23 protein-coding genes, 1 pseudogene and 2 riboswitches are annotated in these 25,995 nt (G+C 69.0%); of the genes and pseudogenes, 13 read left to right on the top strand and 11 right to left on the bottom strand.

Features of this window, described 5'->3' with window-relative positions; genetic code table 11:
- Positions 1-48: 48 nt before the first annotated feature.
- Positions 49-1,314: a NupC/NupG family nucleoside CNT transporter gene (locus DFP85_RS05585; protein ID WP_133635319.1), complete on the bottom strand. Its 1,266-nt coding sequence runs from the start codon at positions 1,312-1,314 to the stop codon at positions 49-51.
- Positions 1,315-1,442: 128 nt separating this feature from the next.
- On the opposite strand from DFP85_RS05585, the gene DFP85_RS05580 reads away from it, so the two are divergent.
- Positions 1,443-2,177, top strand: a complete 735-nt coding sequence (locus tag DFP85_RS05580) for a DeoR/GlpR family DNA-binding transcription regulator (RefSeq protein ID WP_133635318.1) — start codon at positions 1,443-1,445, stop codon at positions 2,175-2,177.
- Positions 2,178-2,288: 111 nt separating this feature from the next.
- Positions 2,289-2,972: a CBS domain-containing protein gene (locus DFP85_RS05575; protein WP_133635317.1), complete on the top strand. Its 684-nt coding sequence runs from the start codon at positions 2,289-2,291 to the stop codon at positions 2,970-2,972.
- Between the two features lie 129 nt (positions 2,973-3,101).
- Here the strand turns inward: DFP85_RS05575 and DFP85_RS05570 are convergent, their stop codons facing one another.
- Positions 3,102-4,238 carry an aminotransferase class V-fold PLP-dependent enzyme gene (locus DFP85_RS05570; protein ID WP_133635316.1) on the bottom strand — a complete coding sequence of 379 codons (1,137 nt, stop codon included), beginning with the start codon at positions 4,236-4,238 and terminating at the stop codon, positions 3,102-3,104.
- 244 nt (positions 4,239-4,482) lie between these two features.
- On the opposite strand from DFP85_RS05570, the gene DFP85_RS05565 reads away from it, so the two are divergent.
- From DFP85_RS05565 to DFP85_RS05550, 4 genes are all read left to right on the top strand, one after another.
- Complete coding sequence (locus DFP85_RS05565; RefSeq protein WP_133635315.1) at positions 4,483-5,589, top strand: ABC transporter ATP-binding protein; 1,107 nt, start codon at positions 4,483-4,485, stop codon at positions 5,587-5,589.
- A 135-nt stretch (positions 5,590-5,724) separates the two neighbouring features.
- A complete protein-coding gene (locus DFP85_RS05560; protein WP_133635314.1) occupies positions 5,725-6,786 on the top strand; it encodes an ABC transporter substrate-binding protein in 1,062 nt (353 codons plus the stop codon).
- A 78-nt stretch (positions 6,787-6,864) separates the two neighbouring features.
- Entirely contained in the window at positions 6,865-8,112 is a 1,248-nt protein-coding gene (locus tag DFP85_RS05555; RefSeq protein WP_133635313.1) for an ABC transporter permease, read from the top strand.
- 20 nt (positions 8,113-8,132) lie between these two features.
- Entirely contained in the window at positions 8,133-8,963 is an 831-nt protein-coding gene (locus DFP85_RS05550; RefSeq protein WP_133635312.1) for an ABC transporter permease, read from the top strand.
- A gap of 27 nt (positions 8,964-8,990) precedes the next feature.
- On the opposite strand, the gene pta is transcribed toward DFP85_RS05550, so the two are convergent.
- Positions 8,991-11,168 carry a phosphate acetyltransferase gene (gene pta, locus DFP85_RS05545; protein WP_133635311.1) on the bottom strand — a complete coding sequence of 726 codons (2,178 nt, stop codon included), beginning with the start codon at positions 11,166-11,168 and terminating at the stop codon, positions 8,991-8,993.
- Positions 11,155-12,348, bottom strand: coding sequence for an acetate/propionate family kinase (locus tag DFP85_RS05540; RefSeq protein WP_133635310.1), 1,194 nt, complete (start codon positions 12,346-12,348; stop codon positions 11,155-11,157). The genes pta and DFP85_RS05540 overlap by 14 nt, the downstream gene beginning before the upstream one ends.
- A 252-nt stretch (positions 12,349-12,600) precedes the next feature.
- Here DFP85_RS05540 and DFP85_RS05535 point away from each other — a divergent pair, with 252 nt between their 5' ends.
- Complete coding sequence (locus DFP85_RS05535; RefSeq protein WP_133635309.1) at positions 12,601-13,104, top strand: porin family protein; 504 nt, start codon at positions 12,601-12,603, stop codon at positions 13,102-13,104.
- Between the two features lie 93 nt (positions 13,105-13,197).
- Here the strand turns inward: DFP85_RS05535 and thiC are convergent, their stop codons facing one another.
- The 4 genes from thiC to DFP85_RS05515 form a co-directional block, all read right to left on the bottom strand.
- Positions 13,198-15,102: a phosphomethylpyrimidine synthase ThiC gene (gene thiC, locus DFP85_RS05530; protein WP_133635308.1), complete on the bottom strand. Its 1,905-nt coding sequence runs from the start codon at positions 15,100-15,102 to the stop codon at positions 13,198-13,200.
- 79 nt (positions 15,103-15,181) lie between these two features.
- Positions 15,182-15,293: riboswitch (TPP riboswitch) on the bottom strand.
- Positions 15,294-15,378: 85 nt separating this feature from the next.
- A complete protein-coding gene (gene tenA / locus DFP85_RS05525) occupies positions 15,379-16,047 on the bottom strand; it encodes a thiaminase II (RefSeq protein ID WP_133635307.1) in 669 nt (222 codons plus the stop codon).
- Between the two features lie 73 nt (positions 16,048-16,120).
- Positions 16,121-16,244: riboswitch (TPP riboswitch) on the bottom strand.
- Between the two features lie 61 nt (positions 16,245-16,305).
- A complete protein-coding gene (locus tag DFP85_RS05520; protein ID WP_208108456.1) occupies positions 16,306-16,932 on the bottom strand; it encodes a YceI family protein in 627 nt (208 codons plus the stop codon).
- Between the two features lie 16 nt (positions 16,933-16,948).
- A complete protein-coding gene (locus DFP85_RS05515) occupies positions 16,949-17,704 on the bottom strand; it encodes a CDP-alcohol phosphatidyltransferase family protein (RefSeq protein WP_133635306.1) in 756 nt (251 codons plus the stop codon).
- 200 nt (positions 17,705-17,904) lie between these two features.
- On the opposite strand from DFP85_RS05515, the gene DFP85_RS05510 reads away from it, so the two are divergent.
- From DFP85_RS05510 to DFP85_RS19075, 5 genes and pseudogenes are all read left to right on the top strand, one after another.
- Positions 17,905-18,891, top strand: a complete 987-nt coding sequence (locus tag DFP85_RS05510) for a zinc-dependent alcohol dehydrogenase (RefSeq protein ID WP_133635305.1) — start codon at positions 17,905-17,907, stop codon at positions 18,889-18,891.
- A 17-nt stretch (positions 18,892-18,908) separates the two neighbouring features.
- Positions 18,909-19,307 carry a 6-pyruvoyl trahydropterin synthase family protein gene (locus tag DFP85_RS05505; RefSeq protein WP_106230076.1) on the top strand — a complete coding sequence of 133 codons (399 nt, stop codon included), beginning with the start codon at positions 18,909-18,911 and terminating at the stop codon, positions 19,305-19,307.
- The gene (locus DFP85_RS05500) at positions 19,307-20,446 is read left to right on the top strand and encodes a glycosyltransferase family 4 protein (protein ID WP_243737211.1); all 1,140 of its coding nucleotides are present in this window, start codon (positions 19,307-19,309) and stop codon (positions 20,444-20,446) included. Before DFP85_RS05505 ends, DFP85_RS05500 begins: the two co-directional genes overlap by 1 nt.
- Positions 20,443-21,318, top strand: coding sequence for a class I SAM-dependent methyltransferase (locus DFP85_RS05495; RefSeq protein WP_133635304.1), 876 nt, complete (start codon positions 20,443-20,445; stop codon positions 21,316-21,318). Before DFP85_RS05500 ends, DFP85_RS05495 begins: the two co-directional genes overlap by 4 nt.
- A gap of 2 nt (positions 21,319-21,320) precedes the next feature.
- Positions 21,321-22,193 (top strand): annotated as a pseudogene (locus DFP85_RS19075) (lysylphosphatidylglycerol synthase transmembrane domain-containing protein); the annotation flags it as partial.
- A gap of 84 nt (positions 22,194-22,277) precedes the next feature.
- Here the strand turns inward: DFP85_RS19075 and DFP85_RS18870 are convergent.
- Positions 22,278-22,925, bottom strand: coding sequence for a RibD family protein (locus DFP85_RS18870; RefSeq protein WP_243737220.1), 648 nt, complete (start codon positions 22,923-22,925; stop codon positions 22,278-22,280).
- Positions 22,926-23,199: 274 nt separating this feature from the next.
- Between DFP85_RS18870 and ribA the strand changes: the two genes are divergently transcribed.
- A complete protein-coding gene (gene ribA / locus DFP85_RS05485) occupies positions 23,200-24,342 on the top strand; it encodes a GTP cyclohydrolase II RibA (RefSeq protein ID WP_133635302.1) in 1,143 nt (380 codons plus the stop codon).
- Between the two features lie 21 nt (positions 24,343-24,363).
- On the opposite strand, the gene DFP85_RS05480 is transcribed toward ribA, so the two are convergent.
- Together DFP85_RS05480 and DFP85_RS05475 are read right to left on the bottom strand one after the other, a co-directional pair.
- On the bottom strand, positions 24,364-25,179 hold the full coding sequence (locus DFP85_RS05480; RefSeq protein ID WP_133635301.1) for a creatininase family protein: 816 nt from the start codon (positions 25,177-25,179) through the stop codon (positions 24,364-24,366).
- Entirely contained in the window at positions 25,176-25,976 is an 801-nt protein-coding gene (locus DFP85_RS05475) for an FkbM family methyltransferase (RefSeq protein ID WP_133635300.1), read from the bottom strand. The genes DFP85_RS05480 and DFP85_RS05475 overlap by 4 nt, the downstream gene beginning before the upstream one ends.
- Positions 25,977-25,995 lie beyond the last annotated feature (19 nt).

Raw genomic sequence — 25,995 nt, 5'->3', positions numbered from 1 at the left:
AGAGAGGGCCGGCACCATGCCCGAGGCAATGGTGTCGGCGCTTGAAGTCTAGGCCAGGGCCAGGAAGAAACCGGCGATGGAGGCCGACATCAGGTTGGAGAGGGTGCCGGCCAGCACCGCCTTGAGGCCGAAGCGGGCGATCTCGTGGCGGCGGCTCGGGGCGATGCTGCCCAGCCCCCCGAGCAGGATGGCAATGGAGGATAAGTTGGCGAAGCCGCACAGGGCAAACGACAGGATCGCCATGGTATGGGGCGTCATCGCCTGGCCGGTGGCGGCCACCATCTCCTCGCCGCTCAGGTAGGGGCCGAGATTGATGAAGGCCACGAACTCGTTGACCACGATCTTCTGGCCGATGAAGGAGCCTGCCAGGGTCGCCTCCTCCCAGGGCACGCCCAGCAGGAAGGCAAGGGGCGCGAAGAGCCAGCCGAGCAGCCACTCCAGGCTCAGCTGCTCGAGGCCGAACCAGCCGCCGATGCCCCCCAGCATGCCGTTGATCAGCGCGATCAGGCCGATAAAGGCGAGCAGCATGGCGCCGATGTTGGCCGCCAGCATCAGTCCCGAGGAGGCCCCGGCGGCGGCGGCATCGATGACGTTGCTGGGCTTGTCGGCGTCCTCCTCGCGCTCCTCCTCGATCTTCGAGACGCTGTCCTCGGGCTCGCGGGTCTCGGGCATGATCAGCTTGGCGAACAGCAGCCCGCCCGGCGCGGCCATGAAGGAGGCGGCCACCAGGTACTCCATGGGCACCCCCATGGCGGCGTAGCCAGCCAGCACCGAGCCTGCCACCGAGGCCAGCCCGCCGCACATCACCGCGAAGAGCTGCGAGGGCGTCATGCGGGCGATGAAGGGGCGCACCACCAGCGGTGCCTCGGTCTGGCCGACGAAGATGTTGGCGGTGGCGGAGAGCGACTCGGTGCGTGAGGTGCCCAGCGCCTTCTGCAGGGCGCCCCCGAGGATGCGGATCACCCACTGCATGATCCCCAGGTAGTAGAGCACGGCGATCAGCGAGGAGAAGAAGATGATCACCGGCAGCACCTTGATGGCGAAGATGAAGCCGGCGCTGTCCACCTCGGCCAGGCCGCCGAAAACGAAGCCGATGCCGTCGTTGGCGTAGAGCACTACCTGGCTCACGCCGTCGGAGATGGTCTTGAGTACCTTCTGGCCGAAGGGCACGTAGAGCACGAAGGCGCCGATGCCGGCCTGGATGGCGAAGGCACCGACCACGGTCCTCAGGCGGATCGCCTTGCGGTCGTAGGAGAAGATGAGGGCGATGGCCACGAGGGTCACCATCCCCACCAGGCTCATTAGGAGGGTCATGGGGCACCTATCTGACTGGGCGGCCTGGGGCGGCAGGCATCTGGATGAGTGTAAGGTGAAATCTATAACATCTAGTGTTATTTTTCTAACATAATTCCACCATCTGGCCGTCAGGAGCGCTGCAGGAGATGAACGAACGCACTGCCCGGCGTCTCGCCCGGCTGAGTGATGCCCTGGCCCGTGGCGGGAGCCTGCGCCTGCAGGATGCCGCGGCGCTGTGCGGGGTCTCGGAGATGACCATTCGCCGCGACCTGGTCGCCGGAGAGGGCGTGCTGCGGCTGATGGGGGGGCACCTGGTGCGCAGCGACGACCCGCGCTATGCACCGGTCTACGACCTGGCGGCCCAGCAGGATCGCCATGCCGAGGCCAAGCGCCGGCTCTGCGAGCGGGCGGCCCGCCGCATCGAGCCCGGTGACACCCTGTTCATCGACTGCGGCACGACGCTGGTGCCGCTGGCAGCCGGGTTGCCGGCCGACCAGTCGCTGACCGTGGTGACCTATGCGCTGAACGTGGCCGATGCGGTGAGCGCGCTGCCCGGGGTCCGCCTGATCCTGCTGGGCGGGGTCTACCATGGCTCGTCGCGCTCCTTCGCCAGCGAGGGGATGGGCGATGCCATCCGGCGGCTCGGCATCAACAAGGCGTTCCTCTCCGCGGCGGGCGTGCACCGGCAGAAGGGACTGAGCTGCTTCCACTTCCACGAGGTGGCCCCCAAGCAGGCGGCGATCGCCACGGCGGCGCATCGCCTGCTGGTGGTGGACGAGAGCAAGCTGGGGGTGATTCGCCCGGCGCGCTTCGCCGGGCTCGAGGAGGTCGACGAGGTGATCACCGACGGCACGCTCGCCGCGGAGGGTGAGCCGGCATGACGCGCACCGCCGAAACCTGTCCGGAATCAAGGCAGGACGGAGAAAGGGTTGCTAACTTGTAAAGCACGAGACACACAATAACGCCTGCTTATCGTCTGGAGACCGCATCCCATGCAAGCCGCAGATGTCATGACCCCCAACGTGATCACCGTCAGCCCCGACAGCGAAGTCAGCGAGATCGCCAGCCTGCTGCTGGAACACGGCATCAGCGCCGTGCCGGTGGTGGATGCCGACGACAAGGTGCTCGGCATCGTCAGCGAGGGGGACCTGATGCGCCGGGTCGAGAACGACACCGACCAGCACAAGTCCTGGTGGCTGAAGCTCTTCAGTGGCGGCGGCAATGCCGTGGACTACGTCAAGAGCCACGGCCGCAAGGCCAGCGAGATCATGACGCCGCATCCGCTCACCATCGCCGAGGACGAGCCGCTTCACCACATCGCCTCGCTGCTCGAGAAGCGCCGCATCAAGCGGGTGCCGGTGGTGCGGGATGGCAGGCTGGTGGGCATCGTCAGCCGTTCCAACCTGCTGCGCGGCTTCTCGGTGAGTCGCCAGCCTGCCGCGGGCGGTGACGACCGGGCGATCCGTGACGCCATCCTCAAGGAGGTCGACCAGAACACCGGGGTCATGGTCGACCGGCTCAACATCATCGTGGCCGACGGCAAGGTGCAGCTCTGGGGGCTGGTGGACAGCAAGGAGCAGCGCCAGGCCGTGCAGGTGGCGGCGGAGAACATCGACGGCGTGACGGAGGTGGAGAATAACCTGGGCTTCATGCCCCGGGGCATGGGCGGCTACTGAAGCCGCGGCGTCCCGGCGCACGCGACAGCGGGGCGGCTAGATGGCCGCCCCGCTTTCCTTGATGACCAGCTTTGATGGCCAGTAATGATCAGGCGTGAAGCCCGCGCCCTGAAGGGGCGGGCTGGCGACTCAGTCGTCGGCGCCCTGCACCTTGGCCAGGGCCGCCTCCAGGCTCTCGAGGGTACGCTCCGGATGGTGGAGCTTGTCGAGGCCGAACAGGCCGATGCGGAAGGCGCGATAGTCGTTACCCTCGTCGCACATCAGCGGGACCCCTGCCGCCACCTGGACACCGGCCGCCAGGAACTTGCCGACGATACCCTCGTCCGCGGTGTAGCAGACCACCACGCCGGGCGCCTCGAAGCCGGGAGCGGCCACACTGCGAAAGCCGTGCTCGGCGAGCATGCCGCGGACCCGGCGCCCGACCTCCCACTGCTCGTCACGCACCTTGTCGAAGCCGTACTGCTGGGTCTCGCGCATCACGTCGCGCAGCTGGCGCAGGCCGTCGGTGGGCAGGGTGGCGTGATAGGCGTGGCCACCGCCCTCGTAGGTTTCCATGATGGTCAGCCACTTCTTCAGGTCGCAGGCGAAGCTGGTGCTGGTGGTCTCCTCGATGATCTCCCGGGCCTGGCGGGAGAGCATCACCATCCCGCAACAGGGGCTGGCGCTCCAGCCCTTCTGCGGAGCACTGACCAGCACGTCGACGCCGATGTCCTGCATGTCGACCCACAGGGTGCCGGAGGCGATGCAGTCGAGCACGAAGAGCCCGCCCTGCTCGTGGATGGCGTCGGCGATCTGACGCAGGTAGTCGTCGGGCAGCAGCATGCCCGAGGCGGTCTCCACGTGGGGGGCGAAGACGATATCGGGCTGCTGGTCATGGATCGACTCGATCACGTCCTCGATGGGAGGCGGGGCGAAGGGCGAGGTGGGGTCATCCTCGTCGAGGCGACGCGCCTTGAGGACGTTGACCTCGGCGGGGATCTGGCCCATCTCGAGGATCTGGCTCCAGCGATAGCTGAACCAGCCGTTGCGGATCACCAGGCAGCGACGCTCCTTGGCGAACTGGCGGGCCACGGCCTCCATGCCGAAGGTCCCGCTGCCGGGAACGATCACCGTCGAATGGGCGTTGTATACTTCCTTCAAGGTGGATGAGACGTCGCGCATCACGCCCTGGAAGCTCTTCGACATGTGGTTCAGTGCGCGGTCGGTGTAGACGACCGAGTACTCGAGCAGTCCATCCGGGTCGACATCGGGTAGCAAGCCGGCCATTTCGTTCTCCGTGTTGATTCGGGCCTTCCGGGGCGAAGGCAGCAGGTAACTCAAGCATATTCCCATTGATGAGCCTCGGCCAGCAATCTGCCGTCCCGCCAGGGGCCGGTGCCCGGTCTGCCGGTCGTCTCGTGGCGGAGCGTTTATATAGCGTGATGGAGGGGCTTGACGTCGGGGAGGTACGCGCCTAGCTTGAAATTTGGATATTTTCAGCAAACGTCATGATTTTTAGCCGGGAGCCCCCATGCCCGACAACGATAACGATGCGCAGGCTCCGCTGATCCGCTTCGCCGGCGTGCAGAAGACCTACGATGGCGAGTCCCTGGTGGTCAAGGACCTCAACCTGACCATCGCCGAGGGCGAGTTCGTGACCCTGCTGGGGCCCTCGGGATCGGGCAAGACGACCTGCCTGATGATGCTGGCAGGCTTCGAGAATCCCACCGGGGGCGACATCTTCCTCGGCCGGCAGCGCCTCAACAGCGTGCCGCCCCACAAGCGCAACTTCGGCATGGTGTTCCAGAACTATGCGCTCTTCCCCCACATGACGGTGGAGGAGAACATCCGCTACCCGCTCAAGACGCGTCGTCTTCCCGCCGCCGAGGCGGACCGCAAGGTGTCGGAGATCCTGGACATGATCCAGCTGCGCGAGTTTGCCCGGCGGCGACCGGGACAGCTGTCCGGTGGCCAGCAGCAGCGCGTGGCGCTGGCCCGCTCGCTGGTCTTCGAGCCGCAGCTGGTGCTCATGGACGAGCCCCTCGGGGCGCTCGACAAGCAGCTGCGCGAGCAGATGCAGCTTGAGATCAAGCATCTCCACCAGCAGCTGGGCCTGACCGTGGTCTTCGTGACACACGACCAGGGCGAGGCGCTGACCATGTCGGATCGCGTGGCCGTCTTCAACGACGGGGTGATCCAGCAGATCGATACCCCCAGCAATCTCTACGAATACCCCGCCAATGCCTTCGTCGCCCAGTTCATCGGCGAGAACAACACCCTCGCCGGCCGCGTCGAGTCGGTGGAGGGCGAGAGGTGCCGTGCGCGCTTCGGCGAGGGGATGAGCACCGGCGCCGTGCTCGGTCCCTCCCTGGCGGTGGGCGATGTCACCCATCTGTCGATCCGTCCCGAGCGTGTCAAGCTCGACGGTGCGGCGCACGACCTGCCCAACCGGCTCTCGGCGCGGGTCCACGAGTTCATCTACCTCGGCGACCACCTGCGCGTGCGCTGCGCCCTGCCCGGCAACGACGACTTCGTGGCACGGGTACCGGTCGATGCCTTCGATCACCAGCTGAAGCCGGGCGACACCGTCGAGCTCGGCTGGCGCGACGAGGACGTCCGCGCCCTGGATGCGCCCTGAGCCGGCTCGCCGGCCCGGAGCCTGCCTGCCCGTCCACCCGGGCAGGTCTATCGCTAGACCCTCAGCAGCAAGTGCTGGGCCCTCAACAACAATCGAAAGGTCGCTTGCGACCGGGAGAACAAGATGACCAGTGACATGACCCATTCTTCACAGTCCCTGAAACGCCTGGCCCGTGGCGTGGCGCTGGGCGGCCTGTTCAGCGCCGGCCTGGCCATGTCGACCGGGGCCCAGGCGCTCACCGTGATCTCCTTCGGCGGTGCCTCCGGCGAGGCCATGGGGAAGGCCTACTACGGCCCCTTCCAGGAGAGCACCGGGGTCGACCTGACGCCCGGGGATTACAACGGCGAGCTGTCGCGCATCCGCGCCATGGTCGAGACCGGCAACGTCAGCTGGGACCTGGTGGAGATGGAGTCCCCTGAGCTGGTGCGGGGCTGCTTCGAGGGGCTGTTCGAGCCCATCGACTGGGAACGCCTCGGCCTGGGTGACGCCCTCATCGACTCTGCCTACAACGACTGCGGGGTGGGCACCTTCGTCTGGTCCACCGTGCTGGCCTACAACGCCGATGAGCTGGACACCGCGCCGAGCTCCTGGGAGGACTTCTGGAACGTCGAGGACTTCCCCGGCAGGCGCGGGTTGCGGCGTGGCGCCAAATACACCCTGGAATTCGCCCTGCTGGCGGATGGCGTGCCGGCCAGCGAGGTCTATGAGGTGCTGGCCACCGACGAGGGCGTGGATCGCGCCTTCGCCAAGCTCGACGAGATCAAGGATCACATCCAGTGGTGGGAGGCCGGTGCCCAGCCGCCCCAGTGGCTGGTGGCCGGTGACGTGGTCATGACCTCGTCCTACAACGGCCGCATCGCCGCCGCCCAGGAAGAGGGCAATGCCCTGGAGATCGTCTGGGACGGCAGCATCTATGACCTTGACTACTGGGCCATCGTCGCCGGTAGCGACTACGTCGACGAGGCCTACCAGTTCATCGAGTTTGCCAGCCAGCCCGAGAACCAGGCGGTCTATTCCAGCGAGATCCCCTACGGCCCGGTCCATCCCGATGCCATCAAGGAACTCGACGATGAGCAGGCGCGCCGCATGCCGACCCACGAGGAGAACCTCGACGGTGCCCTGGCCATGGACACGGCGTTCTGGGTCAGCTACGGCGAAGAGCTCGAGCAGCGCTTCAACGCCTGGGCAGCGCAGTAACCGACGGTCGGGTGGCGCTCCCGGCCGCCACCCGACCGTCCGGTCCGTCCGACCCGAATCCTAACGCTGAGGGACGTCATGGCTTCCACCACACTCGATGGCGCCGCCGCGCCGGAGCAGGGCAACCTCAAGTCGCGACTGCGACGCGCCGAGCGCCTGCGCAAGGTCAAGGCGGTCGGCCTGGTCGCGCCACTGGCGCTGTTTCTGGTCGTGGTCTTCGTGGTGCCCATCGGCAGCATGCTGCTCAACAGTATCGACAACGGCAGCCTGCGACAGGTCATGCCGCAGACCGCTTCGTCACTGCAGCAGTGGGACGGCGAGGGCCTGCCCGGCGAGGCGACCTTCGCGGTCTTTGCTGACGAGCTGCGTGACTCCCGCCGCGGCGGGGGACTGGGTAGCGTCGGCCGGCGCCTGAACTACGAGGATCCGCAGTATCGTGGCTTGCTGATGCGCACCCTGATGGGGTTGCCATCGGCAAGCGACAACTGGCGGGATACCCTGATCGACATCGACCCGGCCTGGGGCGAGACGGCGACCTGGCAAGGCATCCAGGCGGCGGCACCCCCGCGAACCGACCGCTATCTGCTCGCCTCGCTTGACCTCGAGCGTGGCGCGGACGGTGAGGTGCAGCGCGTCGACCAGCAGGACCGCCTCTATCAGGCCGTGTTCCAGCGCACCATGGTGATCGCCGGCGGCGTGACCCTGATCTGCCTGGCGCTGGGCTTTCCGCTGGCCTACCTGCTGGCCACGCTGCCGGCAAGGACCAGCAACCTGCTGATGATCCTGGTGCTGCTGCCGTTCTGGACCTCGTTGCTGGTGCGCACCGCGGCCTGGATCATCCTGCTGCAGTCCAACGGACTGGCCAACCAGTCGATGATGGCGCTGGGGCTCATCGAGTCGCCCCTGCAGCTGGTGTTCAATCGTATCGGGGTGTTCTTCGCCATGGTGCATATCCTGCTGCCCTTCATGGTGCTGCCCCTCTACAGCGTGATGAAAGGCATCTCGCCCAGTTACCAGCGCGCGGCGGTATCGCTCGGTGCGCACCCGTTTGCCGCCTTCTGGCAGGTCTATGTGCCTCAGACCGTCTCCGGGGTGGCGGCGGGGACCATCCTGGTGTTCATCATGGCACTGGGCTACTACATCACCCCGGCCCTGGTGGGCGGCCCCGCCGACCAGATGGTGAGCTACTACGTGGCCTACTACACCAACACCACTAACAACTGGGGCATGGCCGCGGCCCTGGGCAGCATCCTGCTGATGGTCACCCTGCTGCTCTACCTGGTCTACCACCGCCTGGTGAACCGCAGGCAGCTGATCCGGCGCTGAGACCGGGAGGAGAACGACGCATGGCACTGCCCCCCTACGCCTCGCCGGTGGAGAAGCTCTGGTTCTGGGTATTCCGGACCCTTTGCGGCCTGGTGCTGCTGTTCCTGATCACCCCGGTACTGGTGATCATCCCGCTGTCGTTCAGCAGTGGCTCCTTCCTGACCTACCCGCTGCCGGGGTTCTCGCTGCGCTGGTACAGCGAGATCTTCGATCCCTCCGGTCCCTGGCTGGCGGCGCTGAAGAACAGCCTGATCGTGGCGCCACTCGCCACCCTGCTGGCGATGGCGCTCGGCACCCTGGCCGCGGTGGGGCTCAACCGCGCCGACTTTCCCGGCAAGGGCATGATCCTGGCGCTGCTGATATCGCCCATGGTGGTGCCGCTGGTGATCGTTGCCGTGGGCATGTACTTCTTCTTCGCCCAGGTCGGGCTGCTCAATTCCTATGCGGGCCTGGTGCTGGCCCACACGGTGCTCGGCGTGCCCTTCGTGGTGATCACGGTCAACGCGACCCTGCAAGGGTTCGACTTCAACCAGGTGCGCGCCGGGGCGAGCCTGGGCGCCAGTCCCATGCGTGTCTTCTTCACCGTGGTGCTGCCGCAGATCCTGCCCGGGGTGGTGTCGGGAGGGCTGTTCGCCTTCGCCACCTCCTTCGACGAGGTGGTGGTGGCGCTGTTCATCGCCAGCCCCACCGAGCGCACCCTGCCGATCCAGATGTTCTCGGGAATCCGCGAGAACATCAGCCCGGCCATCGCCGCCATGGCCACCATCCTGATCCTGCTCTCGACCCTGCTGCTGGTGACCATGGAGCTGCTGCGTCGGCGCAGCGAGCGACTCAAGGGCAGCGTCGAGTGAGACTGGCGCTGCCGTCAGCGAGAACGATCAGCTGCCCAGGACGGCCTGGATGGCGGTCAGGGCGATGGTATAGACGATGTCGTCGACCAGCGCGCCTCGGGAGAGGTCGTTCACCGGCTTGTTGAGGCCCTGCAGCATGGGGCCGACGCTGACCACCCCGGCGCTGCGCTGGACCGCCTTGTAGGTGGTGTTGCCGGTGTTGAGGTCGGGGAAGACGAACACCGTGGCGCGACCCGCCACCGGGGAGTCGGGGGCCTTCTGGCGGCCGACGCTCTCGATGGCGGCGGCGTCGTACTGCAGGGGGCCGTCGATGCACAGCGTGGGCTCGCGCTCCCGGGCGATGCGGGTGGCCTGTCGCACCTTCTCCACGTCGGCGCCGCTGCCTGACTCGCCGGTGGAGTAGCTGATCATCGCCACCCGGGGTTCGATGCCGAAGGCCGCGGCGGAGCGGGCGCTCTGGATGGCGATCTCGGCCAGGGCCTCGGCGTCGGGGTCGGGATTCACGGCGCAGTCGCCATAGACCACCACCTGCTCGGGCAGCAGCATGAAGAAGATCGACGACACCTGCCGGTAGCCGGGCGCCGTCCGGATCAGCTGGAAGGCCGGACGCACGGTGTTGGCGGTGGTGTGGATGGCTCCGGAGACGAGGCCGTCCACCTCGCCCTCGGCCAGCATCATGGTGCCGAGCACCACGTTGTCCTGGAGCTGGTCCGCGGCCGTCAGTGCGTTGAGTCTGTCGGGGCGTCGTTCGACCATCGGCGCCACGTAGTCCCGGCGGATGCCGGCGGGATCGAGGATCTCGAGCCCCTCGGGCAGCTCGATGCCACGCTGGCGGACCACCTCCTCGACCTCCTCGCGCCTGGCCAGCAGCACGCAGCGGGCGATGCCGCGCTGTTGGCAGATCACCGCGGCTTCCACGGTGCGCGGCTCGCTGCCCTCGGGCAGCACGATGCGCCTGCTGGCCTGCTGGGCCAGCTTGACCAGCTGGTGGCGGAAGGCGGCAGGGGAGAGTCGACTCGGATAGCCGCGGCTGAGGTTCTCCTTGAGCCACGCCAGGTCGAGGTGGCCGGCGACGAAGCGGGTCACCTGCTCGGCCCGCTCCGGGTCATCGATGGGGATGTCGTTGGCCATGCGGTCGAGGCGCTGGGCCGTGGCGAAACTGTCGGAGTCCACCGCCATCACCGGCAGCCCGCTGCGCAGCGCGGGGCGGCAGAACTCGATCATGGCCTCATCCGGCAGCTCGTCATGGGTCAGCAGGATGCCCGCCAGGGGCACGCCGTTCATGGTCGAGAGTGCCGCGGCGAGCAGGATGTCGTCGCGGTCGCCGGGGGTGACCAGCAGGCGCCCGGGGCGGAACACGTGCAGGGCATGGGCGGCGCTGCGCGCGCAAAGGCTGGTGCCCAGTACGCGCCGGCTGGCGGCCTCGCCCTCGTGCAGGAAGCGCGCCTCCAGCGCCCGGGCGACGTCCAGCACCCGCGGTGCGGAGAGGGCCGCATGCCAGGGCACGGCGCCGATCAGCTGGAAGCGCTCGCCGCCCAGGGCCGGCAGGTAGCGGCGCAGGCGGGCGACCAGCTCCTCGTCACGCCGGGCGGTGAGTTCGGGGGCCGCCAGCGGTGTGGGGCCATCCTCGTCGGGCAGCGGGCGCAGCCGCATCAGGATGCAGCCCAGGGTGCGCGGCGACTCCACGCCATCGAAGGCCTGGGCATGCATGTCGAGCCGTTCCGCCAGGTCCTGGGGGGCGCCGAGGTCACCATCGGCCACCAGGATGGTGCGCGCATTGAGGGCATGGGCCAGCTGGGCATTGAGCCGGGTGGCGTAGCTGCTGTGCGGGCTGGGCGCGAGTCCCTCGATCACCACCAGCTCGGGGGCCTCGCCGGCGTCCGGGGAGGCGACCCGGGCATGGCGCTCCACGGCCTCCTCCATCAGCTCGTCGCTGCGGTCCTCGCGCAGCAAGCGCTCCAGCCGGGCCTGGGGGAGTGGCGCAGGAGGCGCCAGGCCCAGGGTGCTGGCCGCCAGGGCGCAGGAGCGGTCCGGCCCGTTGCCGTTCAGCTCGTCCTGGCGGAAGGGCTTGAGAAAGCCGGCCTTGAGGCCGAGGGTGTCCAGGGCGCGGATCAGGCCGAGGCAGGCCGAGGTCAGGCCCACGCCGCTGTCGGTGGGGACCAGCAGCAGGTTGCGGGGCTCGGAACGGTGATCAAGTGGCGTCATGCTGGCGCTCCTGCAGCAGCTGGCGGGTTTCCTCGGCGATGCGCCCCTCCTCGTCGGTGGGGATGACCCACAGCTGGGGACCGCCTGCGTCGAGGTCGATGCGCCCCTCGCGGCCGCCCACGGTGGAAGCGTTGGCCTCGGCGGCCAGACGCAGGCCGAAGTGGGGCAGTTGCTCGACCACTCGCGCGCGCACGGCGCTGGCATTCTCGCCGATGCCCCCGGTGAAGGCGATGCCATCCAGGCGGGGCAGGGCACAAGAGAGGGCGGCCAGCGACTTGGCGATGCGGTAGCAGAACACCTCGATGGCCAGCTCGGCGCCCGCATGGTGCTCGGCGGCGGCCTGCTCGAGGCGGCGCATGTCGTTGGAGAGGCCGGAGAGCCCCAGCAGGCCGCTCTCCTTGTTGAGCAGCGTGTCGATACGCTCGATCGACCAGCCCAGATGCCGGGCCAGGTGGGCATGCAGGCCTGGGTCCACGTCGCCGCTGCGGGTGCCCATCACCAGCCCCTCCAGGGGCGTCAGCCCCATGCTGGTATCGACGCTCTGCCCCTGCCAGACCGCGCAGGAGGAGCAGCCGTTGCCCAGGTGGGCGATGAGCCAGCCGCCGTGGGGACGCCCGCCGAGCGCATCGAGCCGGGTACTCACGTGGGCGTGGCTGCTGCCATGGAAGCCGTAGCGGCGGATGCCGTGGTTGCGATAGAGCCCTTCCGGCAGCGCATAGCGATAGGCGCGAGGGGGCAGGGTCTGGTGAAAGGCGGTATCGAAGACCGCCACCTGGGGAAGGTCGGGGAAGAGTGCCAGGGTCGCCTTGACCCCTGCCAGGTTGGCCGGGTTGTGCAGCGGGGCCAGGGCCACGGTGGCCTCGATCGCGCGCCGCACGCCGGCATCGATGCGGGCGGCACGGGTGAAGCGCTCACCGCCATGGACGATCCGATGCCCCACCGCCACGGGATGCTGCCCTTCGAGGCGCTCGAGGATGGCCGCCATCGCCTCGGCGTGGTCGGCGCCGTGCAGGGGGCATGAGAACTCACCACCGCTGCCGTCGACCCCCGTGAGGCGCGCATCCACACCGCCCAGCCGCTCGGCCAGGCCGGCCAGGCGAGGCTGGTCGGGAGCCGCGGGAACGAGGGCATACTTGATCGACGAGGAGCCGCAGTTGATTACCAGTACCGGGTCGTTCATGGCGCATCCTGCTCTGGGGTATCGGGGGCGCGTGCGGTGCGGCCAGGGGGAGCCTGGCGAGTGGCCTCGGGCAGGGCGAATCTAGCATGTTGCAGTGCGGGATGCAGTGACCCCAGCGGCTTGACGCCGGACACCCAGTTGTCCTTATCTCCCTGGTGGGCGTCGGGGGCGGAACATCTTGCACTTTCGTCTAGGCTGTACCAGAATGGTCCCTGCATAGGGAAACACTGTTTCCTAACCGGGAGATTCACCATGAAGACCATCACGATTTCCGCCGTTTCCGCCGCCCTGCTGCTGGCCGGGGCCACCGCCCACGCCCAGGGCAGCCCCATGAACTACCAGCCGAGCCCGTACCTCGGTGGCGACGTCATGTTCTGGGAACTCGACCCCGATGGACGTGGCAACTTCGACAGCACCGGCCTGCGCCTGCGCGGTGGCGTGGCATTCAACGACTATTTCGGTCTCGAGGGCCATCTCGGTACCGGCGGCTCCGACGGCCCGGCTGAGCTGGATTACCTGGCCGGCGCCTATGCCAAGGGGGTCCTGCCGATCGCCCCGGAATTCCGCCTCTATGGCCTGGCGGGTTTCACCGAGGTGGACTTCGACGCGGATACCGAGAGCGGCTTCTCCTACGGCGCCGGCGGTGAGTTCGACGTGACGCATAACCTCGCCGTGGGCGCCGACTACATGCGCTACCTGGACGAGTCGAACTACACCTTCGACGCCGCCAGCGTCGGGGTGACGTTCCGCTTCTGATCTGACGGCGGGTCCCACACCGCTAGACCATGCAACGCGCCCCCGCCGGGAGACCGGCGGGGGCGCGTTGCATGGTGGGTGGGCCGGCGGCGGTCAGACTTCCCGGTAGAGCTCCGCCCCCTGTTCCCGGAACTTCTCGGCCTGTTCCTCCATGCCCTGCATCACGGCGTCCCGGTCGCCATCGAGGCCCCTGTCCTGAGCCCCGTCCTTGAAGACCGAGTCGCGGACCTCCTGGCTGATCTTCATCGAGCAGAACTTGGGCCCACACATGGAGCAGAAGTGCGCCACCTTGGCCGAGTCCTTGGGCAGGGTCTCGTCGTGGTACTCGCGGGCGGTGTCCGGGTCGAGCCCCAGGTTGAACTGGTCCTCCCAGCGGAACTCGAAGCGCGCCTTGGAGAGGGCGTTGTCACGGCGCTGGGCCGCCGGGTGCCCCTTGGCCAGGTCCGCGGCGTGGGCGGCGATCTTGTAGGTGATGATGCCGGTCTTGACGTCATCCTTGTTGGGCAGCCCCAGGTGTTCCTTGGGCGTGACGTAGCAGAGCATGGCGCAGCCGTACCAGCCGATCATCGCCGCGCCGATGCCGGAGGTGATGTGGTCATAGCCCGGGGCGATGTCGGTGGTCAGCGGCCCCAGGGTGTAGAAGGGCGCCTCGTCGCACTCGGCGAGCTGCTTGTCCATGTTCTCCTTGATCAGGTGCATGGGCACGTGGCCCGGCCCCTCGATCATCACCTGGACGTCGTGCCGCCAGGCGATCCTGGTCAGCTCGCCCAGGGTCTCGAGTTCGGCGAACTGAGCCGCGTCGTTGGCGTCGGCCACCGAGCCCGGGCGCAGGCCGTCGCCCAGCGAGAAGGCCACGTCGTAGCGCTGGCAGATCTCGCAGATCTCCTCGAAGTGGGTGTAGAGGAAGCTCTCCCGGTGATGGAAGAGGCACCACTTGGCCATGATCGAGCCGCCCCGGGAGACGATGCCGGTGACCCGCTTGGCGGTCAGCGGAACATGGCGCAGCAGCACGCCGGCGTGGATGGTGAAGTAGTCCACGCCCTGCTCGGCCTGTTCGATCAGGGTGTCGCGGAACACCTCCCAGGTCAGGTCCTCGGCCACGCCGTTCACCTTCTCCAGCGCCTGGTAGATCGGCACGGTGCCGATCGGCACCGGGGCGTTGCGGATGATCCACTCGCGGGTCTCGTGGATGTTCTGCCCGGTGGAGAGGTCCATGACGGTGTCCGAGCCCCAGCGGATGCCCCAGGTCATCTTGTCGACTTCGGCCTCGATGGAGGAGGTCACCGCCGAGTTGCCCAGGTTGCCGTTGATCTTCACCAGGAAATTGCGGCCGATGATCATCGGCTCGGATTCCGGGTGGTTGATGTTGCAGGGGATGATCGCCCGGCCAGCCGCCACTTCCTGGCGGACGAACTCCGGGGTGATTTCCTTGGGGAGCTTGGCGCCGAAGCCCTGGCCCGGGTGCTGGTGGCCGAGGATGCGCTCGACCTCCTCGGTTCCCAGGGCTTGTCGACGCTGATTTTCCCGGATGGCGATAAATTCCATCTCCGGGGTGATGATCCCCTGGCGCGCGTAGTGCAGCTGGGTGACGTTCTTGGCTTCCTTGGCGCGGCGGGGCGTGCGGGTCAGGTCGAAGCGCAACTGGGCGAGCGTGGGGTCATTGGCGCGGCGCCGGCCGTACTCGGAGCTGGGCCCATCGAGGAACTCGGTGTCGCCGCGCGCCTCGATCCAGGCGCGGCGCAGCTCGGGCAGGCCCTTTCGCAGGTCGATCTCGGCATCCGGGTCGGTGTAGGGGCCGGAGGTATCGTAGACCAGCAGCGGCGGGTTCTGCTCCTCGGCGCCGGAGGTCCTGGTGGGCGAGAGCGATATCTCGCGGAAGGGCACGCGGATGTCCGGGCGCGAGCCCTCGACGTAGACCTTGCGCGAGCCGGGCAACGGCTGGACGGCGGCCGCGTCGACGCGGGCGGTCTCGGCGAGGAAGTGGGCGGTCTTGCTCATGGTGTTCTCCCTTGGATTGTCGGGGTCTTGTCAGGGAGGACACAGGCGGGAAGGACAGGGGCTGCGGCGTCAGGGGGCACACGGCCTGTCGCTTGATCCCTACGCTGGTCCTAGCCAGTTAAGGTTCAACGGGATCCATGCTCGAAAGCGCATGATCTCAGCCGTCTTCAACGGCACCCCGTCAAGCGAGTGGTCGGGCGATCTTTCGGTCACCAGTGTGGTGTTGCCCGCTGGCATGACCAGGTCCAGCGGGCGGGTGGCAATGGGGCCAGTGCCTCAGCTGGCGAGCTCCAGCCCCATCTGACAGAAGTCGATCTCCAGTCGCGTGGCATCGCGGAACACGCTGCAGAGCTCCGCGAAGCGGCGCGGTGTCACCTCCGCCAGGCGGGTGTCTAGCCACTCGAGCTCGGCATGCATGGCGTCCTGGAAGTCGTCGCTCTCGTACATGGCGATCCAGGCGTCATAGGGGTTGGCGTCGCCTCGCACGGTGAAGGACTGGGCATTCAACCAGTGGGCGATCTCGCCGTAGCCCACCAGGCAGGGGGCCAGCGCCACGTGCAGGTCGAGCAGGTCGCCGCGGTGGCCGGTGTCGAGCACGTAGCGGGTGTAGGCGAGGGTCGCGCGGGCCTCGGGCAGGGCGGCGAGGTCGGCCTCGCTGATGCCCCACTCCCGGCAGTAGCCCACGTGCAGGTCGAGCTCCACGTCGAGGATCGCCTTGAGCCCCTCATGGGCCTGGCGCAGGTCCTCCAGGGTGCGACTCTTGTAGCCGGCCAGCGCATAGGCGCGGGCGAAGTGGATCAGGAAGAGGTAGTCCTGCTGCAGGTAGTGGCGGAAGGCGCGCTCGTCGAGGGTGGCGTCGCCCAGGCCGCATACGAACGGGTGCTCGATATAGGCGCGCCAGTCGTCCTGGCAGGCGGTGGTGAGATCATTGAAGCGGTAGCCCATCTTGCCTCCGGTAGCGGTATCGATCCGGAGCATGGGCGAGGGAGGGGTGGCCGGACAGCGGCGCCGAGTCGGCGCTGGCTCACCGCTTGATTCCTACGCCGGTATGAGCCGGATCAGGTTCCACGGGACCAGCGCTCGGTGTCTCTCGACACCCTGCGCCATCTCAGCCGGATCCACCGGCACCCCGTCAAGCGTCGGGTCAGTCTAGCAGGCTGGTCATGACTTGCCAGCCCGTCTATGTATTCCTGGCGAGATCGGCTATTGCCTGATCGCCTCCAGTTCGAGGATCAGTTCCACCTCGTCACCGACCAGGCCGTTGTCGACCCCGTAAGTCATCCCCCAGTCGCTGCGGTTGAGGGTCGTGCGTGCCGACAGTCCCAGGGTGTGCTGCCCGTGGCCGAAGGGATAGGCCTCGGCCTTGTTGAGCGTGATCGCCAGGGTCACGGGGCGGGTCTCGCCGAGCAGGGTCAACTCGCCTTCCAGGGTGCCCTCGCTGTCGCTGTGTGCCTCGAAGCCGGTGGCCTCGAAGACAATCGTCGCGTGACGGCTGGCGTCGAGGAAGTCGCCGCTGCGCAGGTGGTTGTCGCGCTCCTCGTGATTGGTGAACACGCTGTCGGTGGCGATCTCGACCGTCCCGGAGTGCAGCTGCCGAGTCTGCTCGTCGTAGACGAACTCGCCCTGGCCCTCCAGGAACATGCCGAGTGTGTCCGCATAGCCGACGTGTTCGGTCAGAAAGCCGATGGAGAAGTGCTCGGGGTCGATCTCGTAGGTGCGTGGCTCGGCACTGGCGGTCTGTGTCGAGAGCATGCCCAGCGCCAGGGCAAGCCCCGTGGCGAGCGTCAGGGAGGCGCGTGGGGCCGGGGTGTGAGGATGAGACACAGGCATCAGGGTGTCCTTCGGTTCATGAGTGGCTGCCGGCTCGATAGTCCTCTGGAGGTCTTGCCGCGGCATGGCGATACAGCCAGCGGATATCGACGAGGAACGACCAGGTCAGGCCGAGCAGTGCGCTACCCGCCAGCCAGGTCGTCGCGGTGGCACCGACGGCGGGCAGCAGGGCGATCATCAGGGCCGTCACCTGCCAGACGCAGACCGCCTTGCGGCGACGACTCTCCGGCAGGGCAGCGGTCAGCCAGGAGAGCGCGATACCGGCGATAACGAAAGCGTAGCGCATGGCCCCGATGGCCAACACCCAGGGGCCGGCCTTGCCGAGCGACAGCAGTGCCAGGCACAGCACCAGGATCAGGACGGCATCGAGTTCCATGTCGAAGCGTGCTCCGAAATCGCTCTGGGTCGCGGTGCAGCGCGCGACGGCCCCATCCACCCCGTCCAGCACCAGCGCCAGCAGGGCCAGGGCGGCGAGGGGAACGGCGTATTGCGTCAGCAGGCCGGGATCGGCCAGGGTGCCGGCCAGCAGCGCGATCAGCGTCCCGCGCCACAGCGTGATGCGGTTGGCCAGGCCCAGTCCTCCCCAGTGGCGGGGCACGCCTGCCAGGATCAGCCCGGCCATGACCAGGTAGGCGACGGCCGCCAGCAGGGGCACCCATGGGCTTGCGCCGAGCCATGACCACAGCAGTGCCGTCGAGGCCAGCAGGCCCAGGGCGCCTGCCCCAAGGTCACGGACGATCGGGAGGGGCTGGCCTCCGGCGCTCCTCGTCATGCCCAAAGGCGGTTGTCCTGGCATGATGCGGTGCTCGATTGACAGTGTTGCATTGTGCACCCCAGTATTGATGTATCGATATTGTAGAAGAATGAGCGTGCCGCCAACAGCGTTGTCATATGGATTCGATGCTAACGATGTTGCTCACGGTCTCGTTGTGACCTGTGCCGACTGCTGATACTCACGATACGGATCTTGCCATGTCCCATGCTACCGCTACCGCCTTCTGGACGCTGGCCCCGGGTCAGGGCGCCCTGCGACAGGCGCCAGTGGCCATGCCAGGCCCCGGCGAGGTGGGCGTTCGAACCCTCTATAGCGGCATCAGTCGCGGTACCGAATCGCTGGTCTTCGAGGGCCGGGTGCCTAAAAGCGAGTGGCAACGCATGCGCGCCCCCTTTCAGGAGGGCGATTTCCCTGGCCCGGTCAAGTACGGCTACGTCAGCGTCGGTGTCGTCGAGGCCGGTGAGCCTGCGCTACTCGGACGGGAGGTGTTCTGCCTGTACCCGCACCAGGATCGCTACGTGGTGCCCGCGGCCGCCGTGACGCCGTTACCGGACGGCCTGCCAGCGGCGCGTGCGGTGCTGGCGGCCAACATGGAGACGGCCATCAACGGGGTCTGGGACGCGGCCCCCGGGGTGGGCGACCATATCAGCGTGGTCGGCGCCGGTGTGGTCGGCGCCCTGGTGGCCTGGCTTTGCGCAGCGATTCCCGGGACCCGGGTAGAGCTGGTGGACGTGGCCCCGGGCCGCTCGTCACTGGCCGAGGCTCTGGGGCTCGACTTCTCCCTCCCGGCGGCTGCCCGGCAAGAGAATGACCTGGTGGTCCATGCCAGCGGCAACCCCGAGGGACTGCGCCTGGCATTGGCGCTGGCCGGTGACGAGGCGCGGGTGGTGGAGATGAGCTGGTTCGGCAGTGGTGAGGTGACCCTGCCCCTGGGCGAGGCCTTCCACTCGCGTCGTCTGACCCTGCAGGCCAGCCAGGTCGGGCACATGGCGGCCGGCCGCACGACACGCTGGGATTTCCGCCGTCGCCTGGCGCTGGCCCTGGACCTGCTGCGCGCGCCCTGCCTCGACGCCTTGATCAGCGGCGAGAGCGACTTCCAGGAGCTGCCGGCATTGATGCCCCGCCTGGCCGCCGGCGAGGGCGACGTGCTCTGCCATCGACTGCGTTATCCCACCCCTTCCTGATGCGAGGTGCCTGCCGCATGTACCGCCTGAACGTTCGCGACCATTTCATGATCGCCCACAGCTTCCGGGGCGAGGTCTTCGGACCCGCCCAGCGCACGCACGGTGCCACCTATGTGGTCGACGTGACCTTCCAGCGCCGCGAACTCGATGATGACGGCCTGGTCGTGGACATCGGCCTGGCCGGTGAAGCCCTCAAGCGGGTGCTCGCCGAGTTCAATTTCCACAACCTCGATGAGGTGGAGGAGTTCCAGGGCCGCAACACCACCACCGAGTTCATGGCGCGGGTCATCTTCGAGCGTCTCGCCACGGCCGTCCAGCTCGGCCAGCTCGGGGAGGCGGCCATGGGCCTCGACTCGCTGTGCGTGACCCTGCATGAATCGCATGTGGCCTGGGCCAGCTATGAGGGCGCGCTTTGATGCCCGAGGACGCGATGCCCCGGGGTGAGATGCCAGCGCTGACGCTGATCGTCGCCGGTGATCCCGACCAGTGCACCGGGGGCTATGTCTATGATGCCCGGATGGCGGCGGAACTGCGCCGGCAGGGATGGCGGGTCGAGGTAGTCGGGCTCGAGGGACGCTTCCCGTTGGCTGACCCTGAGGCCCGTCGCAGCATGACAACGGCCCTGGCACGGCTGCCCGATGGTGCCCGGGTGGTGATCGACGGTCTGGCCATGGGCGGCCTGCCCAAGGAGATCGAGCAACATGCCGCGCGCCTGCGGATCGTCGCCCTCGTCCATCACCCCCTGGCCGAGGAGACCGGCCTCGGCGTCGCCGAGCAGAGGACGTTTCGCTCAAGCGAGGCCCGGGCGCTGGCCGCGGCCCGCCGGGTGATCGTCACCAGCGCCCACACCGCTCGGGCCATGCCGGGGTATGGCGTCCCCGATGAGCGTGTCCGGGTGGCGGAGCCCGGCGTCGAGCCGGCCTCGCTGGCGGCCAGCGCCCTGGATCACGAGGCAGCGACGCCTCCCTGGCGGCTGCTCTGCGTGGCGACCCTGACGCCCCGCAAGGGGCATGACGGACTGCTGGAGGCGCTGGCCGGGCTGCAGGACCGCGACTGGACCCTCGAGGTCATCGGCAGCCACTCGCGAGACCCCGCCCACGCCGCCCGACTGCTCGAGATCACGCGTCGGCATGGCCTGACCTCGCGCATCGTCTGGGCCGGTGAGCGGGATGCCGCGGAACTGGCAGCGGCCTACCACCGGGCCGACCTCTTCGTGTTGCCCTCCCTCTACGAGGGCTACGGCATGGTCGTGACCGAGGCGCTGGCGCGGGGTCTGCCGGTGATCACCACCACCGGCGGCGCCCTGGCCGATACCCTGCCACCCGAGGCAGGCATCGCCGTGCCCCCTGGTGATGCCCGCGACCTGCGCGAGGCGCTGCGCCGCTGGATGGACGACCCCGGTGTCAGGTGCCGCCTGCGCCGCGGTGCCGTTCGGGCCAGGCAGGGGCTGGCGGATTGGCAACGGGCGGGGCAAGCGTTCATGGCCGCCCTGGAAGCCCTTCCCGAGGCGCCGATAGGTGACCTGGCCCGCCCCGAGCGGAGGCTGTCGTCATGAGTGCCTCCACTGCCCACGACCTGTTCTCCGCGGCGTGGCTGGCGCTGCGGGAGGGGCTGGATGCCCGGTCGCGCAGCCATCGCCTGACCGGGCTCGCCATGGAGTGGCTGAAGGCGCGCCCCGCCCCCCATGGCATCGTCGATCTGGGCAGCGGCAGCGGCAGCAACCTGTGCTTCCTGGCTTCACGCCTGCCAGGCCCCCAGTGCTGGCAGCTGGTCGATCACGATGCCGGCCTGCTGTCCCATGCCCGCCGGCGAGCTGACCGGCTGCGCGACCGCGCCGGCGCCCCGATCGCCCTGACGACCCGCTGCCGTGGCCTCTCGCCGGTCGATGGGGAGCTGCTCGCCGAGGCCGACCTGGTGGTCGCCTCGGCGCTGTTCGACCTGATGCCCCGCGCCTGGGTGGAATCGCTGGTGGCGGCCTGCGCGGCCCGTGGCCAGGCGCTGCTGCTGACCCTCAGCGTGGACGGCGACTGGGCCTTCCTGGACCGCCAGGGCGCGCGCGTCGAGGAGCGCGAGGACCTCGCCGCGCGCACCCTCTTCCAGGCCCATCAGCGCCGCGACAAGGGCCTGGGGCCCGCACTGGGCGGCGAGGCGCCCGCAGTGCTGGCCAGCACCCTGGCTGGCGCCGGTTTCCGGGTGGAGAGCGATGCCAGCCCCTGGCACCTGGCGGCCGGCGACGCCACCCAGCAACCGCTGGCCGAGGCCCTGGTCAGCGGCTGGCACGATGCCGCCCTCGAGCAGGCGCCGTTGGAGGCGACTCGCCTCGGCGCCTGGCGAGACCGCCGCCTGGCGGCCATCCGCGCCGGGGAGCTGGGCGTGACGGTGGGGCATCGCGACCTCTTCGCCCGGCCGGCGGCGGGTCGAGGGTGACCATGGGGCTGGCTCGACCCTCCCGCCTGTGGCGACCACTGGCCAGCCTGCTGCTGCTGGGCGGGCTCTGGGTGTGGCTCGAGCCGGGGGAAGTGATCGATGCGGTCGGTCCCCTGGCGCCGGGCTGGGTCCTGCTGGCGCTGGCCCTGACGCTCCCCCAGGTGCTGCTTTCCGCCTGGCGATGGAGGCTGACCGCGTGCCGTCTCGGTCTGTCGCTGGGCTGGGGGCGGGCGCTTCGGGAGTACTACCTGGCTCTGTTCCTCAACCAGGTGCTGCCCGGCGGGGTGGCGGGGGATGCCGCCCGGGCCTGGCGGCACTCCCGGGCCAGCGGACGCCGGGGCAGCGCCTGGCGGGCGGTGATCATCGAACGCGCCTCCGGCCAGCTGGCCCTGCTGCTGCTGACCCTGCTGGTGGTGGCCCTGTCGCCGATGTGGCAGGGGCTGCTCGGCGAGGCGCTGGACGGGCTTTCCTCGGCGGGCTGGATGGGGGTCGCCGCGCTGCTGGCCGTGCTCGGCGTGCCGATGACGCGCCGTCTCCTGCGCCAGCCACCGGCGGCACTGGCCGGGCTGGGGGGAGACCTGCGGCGCAGCCTGCTGGCCTCCTCTGTCTGGCCACGGCAGCTCGCCGGCTCCCTGCTGCTGGTCTTGAGCTATGCCCTGGTGTTCGCCTGCGCGGCCCGGGCGATCGGGGTCACGCTGCCCCTGGGGACGTTGCTGTCGCTGGTGCCCCCGGTGCTGATGGCGATGTTGATTCCGCTGTCGCTGGCGGGCTGGGGGGTTCGCGAGGGGGTGGCGGCGCTGGTCTGGGGACTGGCCGGCCTGCCGCCGGCCGAGGGGGTGGCGGTCTCCCTGGCCTATGGCCTGCTGGTGCTGATGGCGAGCTTGCCCGGCGCGCTGTGTCTGCCGGGTCTGCTCCGCCGCCGCGCCGGTGACGTGCCGTCGGGTTCGGGTCCCGAGGGATCAGGACCGGGTGAGGTCCAGGTCGAAGAGGGTGTCGTCCCCACAGCGGAAGGTCCGCGCGGCGGGGCGACGCGCCTGCTCCAGGGTGGCAATGGGCGACATGGCCAGTCCCGGCCGGCCGGAACCGATCAGCAGCGGTGCCACGAGAAGATGCAACCGATCGAGCACGCCGGCCTCCAGGAACCTCGACACCGTGATGCCGCCGCCCTCGATCAGCACGCGCCTGAGCCCCCGGGCGGCAAGTGCATCGAGCACGGCGGCGGGGGCGAAGCCCTCGCTGCCCAGCGGCAGCCGCAGGCGGGTGACATGAGCGGCCGCCGGCGGGGCGATGTCGGCCTGCTCGCCGACCATGTGGAGGCAGGGGGCCTGGGCCTCGCGCAGCAGGCGCAGCGTCGCCGGCACTCGGCCCCGCGGGTCGAGGATCACCCGCACCGGCTGGCGCCCGCTGACATGGCGCACCGTGAGCAGGGGGTCGTCCTCGCAGGCGGTCCCGGCGCCGACCACCACGGCATCTACCAGGGCCCTCAGCCGGTGCAGGTGCATCAGGCTCTCGGGACCATTGATGTAGTGGGAGTGTCCGCTCTCGGTGGCAATGCGCCCATCCAGGCTCTGGCCGAGCTGGGCCAGGGTCAGGCGGCCGGGGTGCATCGCCAGCGGGGCCAGGTTGTCGAGCATCTCCCGGGCCGCCTCGCTGGACGGGATATCCGACGTCCAACCGCTGGCCGTCAGGTGAAGCGGGCCGTCCCGATGCACCGGCGCTGCGCTGCGGGTCACGGTCTCGCGGGCGCGGCAGAGAACCTGCCAGGCCGTCTCGTGGTCCAGGGTGTCGGGCGGGGTCGGGGGCATGTGAGCTCCAGGCCAGGGGAAAGACTTCATCATGCGCAGTCCGCCTCGGCGGGACAAGGCGTGCAAGGAGGGCACCATGCATCAGGTTGAACGGGCCATCTTCGATCTGCGACGGGGGCTGCCGGTGGTCGTCATCGCCGGTGACACTCGCGTGCTGGTCCAGGCCATCGAAGGGGCGACTGACGCCTCGGTCTCAGGGTTGGCCGGCCACGCCGGCGGCACGCCCGCGCTGGTCCTGAGCCGCCACCGCCTGGCGATTCTCGGTGAGCCGGAGGCCCGAGGCGCGGCCCGTCTGTCACTGCCCGAGGGGACCGGCCGGCGGCGGCTGGTCGACCTGGCCTTCGGTATCGCCCCGGAGGTGGCGATGGAACCGGAGGCACTGGCCGGCTGGCGCCGGTCGCTGGAGCCCGCCCAGGCGGCCGACCGGGCGGCCCTGGCGCTGATGCGTCGGGCGCTGCTGATTCCGGCCGCGCTGGTGGCTCGGGTCAGCGAAGCGCAGCGGTCGGCCGTGGAGGCCCGGGTGTCGGAGGGCACCTGGCTCGCGGTCGGGGCGGAACAGGCCGAGCGTTGCCTTGAGGGGAGTGTCGGCATGCTCCAGCGCGTCAGCGAGGCGCAGATTCCCCTGGCGGATGCCTCCGACTGCCGCTTCATCCTGTTTCGTGAACCCGACGGCCTGCGCGAGCACGTGGCGGTGGTGATCGGCGAGCCCCGCAGCGGCGATGTGGCGGTGCCGCTGCGCCTGCATTCGGCCTGCCTGACCGGCGATCTCTTCGGCAGCCTGCGCTGCGACTGCGGTGAGCAGCTGCGCAATGCCGTGGCCGATATCCAGGCGCTGGGCGGTGGCGTGCTGCTCTACCTGGCTCAGGAGGGGCGTGGCATCGGGCTGGCCAACAAGCTGCGGGCCTATACCCTCCAGGACAGCGGCCTGGACACCCTGGACGCCGACCAGATCCTGGGCTTCGGCGAGGACGAGCGGCGCTATGGGGTCGCGGTGGACATGCTGGACGCCCTGGGTATTCGTCGCGTGCAGCTGCTGACCAACAACCCGGGCAAGATGTCAGCCCTGGCCGAGGGCGGTATCGAGGTGGTCGAGCGCCAGGCCCTCTATGGCAGCCTCAACGATCACAATCGGCGCTACCTCAGCGCCAAGTCGGAACGCGCCGGCCACCTGCTCGATGCCGTGTTCGACGGCGATCAGGGGCCGACCGCCCGGTCGTGAGGGAGCTCAGAGCGACGAACGCTAGCGACGGCGGAAGGTATCGACCGCCATGTCCCGGGTCTCGCGCAGGATACGAGCGATTCGCTTGCCGTAGTGGGCCACCAGTCGCTGGCCGAGTTCGGCCGTGGCGAGGCGGGCATTGCCCACCACCCCCGCGGGATGCAGATCCTCGGCCAGCCAGGCGAAGGCGGCCTCTCCCTCCGGGCCCAGCAGCAGTCCCTGCTCCGCCATGGCCTCGCCCCTCGAGGCCGGGTGGTCCAGCTGGTCGAGACGCACCTTGTCCGGGGCCAGGTGGCGCATCATGGCGGTTTCCAGCGCGCCTCCGTGGAGCCCGTGGCGCAGCTCCTCGGCGGGCAGGCCGCCGGCGGGCAGGGTGCCCGGCGGCGGCATTCGAGTGTAGTGGACCTTGACCACCAGCATGCCGTGCCGGCGGCGCAGCCGCAGGGCGGCCAGGTCCATCACGGCCTTGTTTCCGCCATGGCTGTTGATCAGCACCAGCCGCTGCAGGCCGGCCCGAGCCACGGCGTCGCCATGGGCCTCCAGGGTGGCGATGGCAAGCTCCGGTGGCAGGCTGAGGGTCCCGGGGAAGCTCAGGTGCTCGTCGCTGGCCCCCACTGCCATTGGCGGCAGGGTCACCAGGGGGAAGCGCTCGGGCAGGTGGGTCAGGGCCTCCTGCAGAAGCCCCTCACCAATATCGAGGTCGGTGGAGAGTGGCAGGTGGGCGCCGTGCTGTTCGATGGCGCCCACTACCATCACCGCCACGGTAGTGCGCGGCAGGGTCGCTATCTCGTGACAAGTGAGATCCTGCCAGCGGGGACAGGGGGGAAGATCACTCATGGGCCATGGCGCTCCGTATCCTGCCGGTCGTCGGTATGCCGTGCGTAGAGGTCGCCCGAGGCCAGGCCGTCGGCGCCCTCGGCCAGCCACTCACGCGTGGCCGCCGCTGTACGCCATGTCGTCCACGCGAAACGTCGACCCTCGCCGGCGATGGCGTTGAAGCGATAGTCGCCCAGCTCGTCCAGCCGCGCCACGCAGCGGTCGGCCACGTCCAGGGCACCGGCGACGAATTCCACCGAGATCCCCTCGATGGGCCGGGTCAGCCCGGCCAGGACCTCGGCCTCGAAGCCCTCCACGTCGATCTTGCAGAAGCGCGGCAGCCCATGCTCGGCGATCAGCCTGTCGAGGGTGGTCACGGGGACGCGCTGGCGGCCTTCCCAGCGTACCTTGCGAAAGCCGGGGTTGCGTTCGCCGATCTCGCGGCGCCATTCGTGGGCCAGGGTGGAGACCGTCGGTGTCGCCTCACTCACCGCCAGGTCAGCCTCGCCGGGTGCCGCCCCGGCGGCAGTGGGCAGCAGGGTGACACCCCGGCGCCGTCCCACCAGGCGATTCAGCCAGAGAAACAGGGCCGGCTGGGGCTCCAGCGCGACCACTCGGGCACCCAGCCCCTGGAAGGCGGCGGTGCGATCGCCGAGATGCGCGCCGATGTCGAACGCCAGGTCGCCGGGCCCGACGAAGTCGGCATAGAGCCGCTTCAGGGCTCGCTGGCGTCCCGGCCGCCAGTAGATGACCAGCGAGCGCGCCAGTCCCAGGCGGCGTGACAATCGACGGGACGCCGCGACCAGCGTAGCGGGCATGCCAGGGCCTCCGGTGTGC

Source organism: Halomonas ventosae (assembly GCF_004363555.1).
Lineage (GTDB): Bacteria > Pseudomonadota > Gammaproteobacteria > Pseudomonadales > Halomonadaceae > Halomonas > Halomonas ventosae.
This window is presented reverse-complemented; position numbering and strand designations above follow the sequence as displayed.

Excerpts from the sequence above, each read along its gene's own strand:
- DFP85_RS05585 (WP_133635319.1), bottom strand. The coding sequence starts at position 1,314 with ATGACCCTCCTAATGAGCCTGGTGGGGATGGTGACCCTCGTGGCCATC.
- DFP85_RS05580 (WP_133635318.1), top strand. The coding sequence starts at position 1,443 with ATGAACGAACGCACTGCCCGGCGTCTCGCCCGGCTGAGTGATGCCCTG.
- DFP85_RS05575 (WP_133635317.1), top strand. The coding sequence starts at position 2,289 with ATGCAAGCCGCAGATGTCATGACCCCCAACGTGATCACCGTCAGCCCC.
- DFP85_RS05570 (WP_133635316.1), bottom strand. The coding sequence starts at position 4,238 with ATGGCCGGCTTGCTACCCGATGTCGACCCGGATGGACTGCTCGAGTAC.
- DFP85_RS05565 (WP_133635315.1), top strand. The coding sequence starts at position 4,483 with ATGCCCGACAACGATAACGATGCGCAGGCTCCGCTGATCCGCTTCGCC.
- DFP85_RS05560 (WP_133635314.1), top strand. The coding sequence starts at position 5,725 with ATGACCCATTCTTCACAGTCCCTGAAACGCCTGGCCCGTGGCGTGGCG.
- DFP85_RS05555 (WP_133635313.1), top strand. The coding sequence starts at position 6,865 with ATGGCTTCCACCACACTCGATGGCGCCGCCGCGCCGGAGCAGGGCAAC.
- DFP85_RS05550 (WP_133635312.1), top strand. The coding sequence starts at position 8,133 with ATGGCACTGCCCCCCTACGCCTCGCCGGTGGAGAAGCTCTGGTTCTGG.
- pta (WP_133635311.1), bottom strand. The coding sequence starts at position 11,168 with ATGACGCCACTTGATCACCGTTCCGAGCCCCGCAACCTGCTGCTGGTC.
- DFP85_RS05540 (WP_133635310.1), bottom strand. The coding sequence starts at position 12,348 with ATGAACGACCCGGTACTGGTAATCAACTGCGGCTCCTCGTCGATCAAG.
- DFP85_RS05535 (WP_133635309.1), top strand. The coding sequence starts at position 12,601 with ATGAAGACCATCACGATTTCCGCCGTTTCCGCCGCCCTGCTGCTGGCC.
- thiC (WP_133635308.1), bottom strand. The coding sequence starts at position 15,102 with ATGAGCAAGACCGCCCACTTCCTCGCCGAGACCGCCCGCGTCGACGCG.
- tenA (WP_133635307.1), bottom strand. The coding sequence starts at position 16,047 with ATGGGCTACCGCTTCAATGATCTCACCACCGCCTGCCAGGACGACTGG.
- DFP85_RS05520 (WP_208108456.1), bottom strand. The coding sequence starts at position 16,932 with ATGCCTGTGTCTCATCCTCACACCCCGGCCCCACGCGCCTCCCTGACG.
- DFP85_RS05515 (WP_133635306.1), bottom strand. The coding sequence starts at position 17,704 with ATGACGAGGAGCGCCGGAGGCCAGCCCCTCCCGATCGTCCGTGACCTT.
- DFP85_RS05510 (WP_133635305.1), top strand. The coding sequence starts at position 17,905 with ATGTCCCATGCTACCGCTACCGCCTTCTGGACGCTGGCCCCGGGTCAG.
- DFP85_RS05505 (WP_106230076.1), top strand. The coding sequence starts at position 18,909 with ATGTACCGCCTGAACGTTCGCGACCATTTCATGATCGCCCACAGCTTC.
- DFP85_RS05500 (WP_243737211.1), top strand. The coding sequence starts at position 19,307 with ATGCCCGAGGACGCGATGCCCCGGGGTGAGATGCCAGCGCTGACGCTG.
- DFP85_RS05495 (WP_133635304.1), top strand. The coding sequence starts at position 20,443 with ATGAGTGCCTCCACTGCCCACGACCTGTTCTCCGCGGCGTGGCTGGCG.
- DFP85_RS18870 (WP_243737220.1), bottom strand. The coding sequence starts at position 22,925 with ATGCACCCCGGCCGCCTGACCCTGGCCCAGCTCGGCCAGAGCCTGGAT.
- ribA (WP_133635302.1), top strand. The coding sequence starts at position 23,200 with ATGCATCAGGTTGAACGGGCCATCTTCGATCTGCGACGGGGGCTGCCG.
- DFP85_RS05480 (WP_133635301.1), bottom strand. The coding sequence starts at position 25,179 with ATGAGTGATCTTCCCCCCTGTCCCCGCTGGCAGGATCTCACTTGTCAC.
- DFP85_RS05475 (WP_133635300.1), bottom strand. The coding sequence starts at position 25,976 with ATGCCCGCTACGCTGGTCGCGGCGTCCCGTCGATTGTCACGCCGCCTG.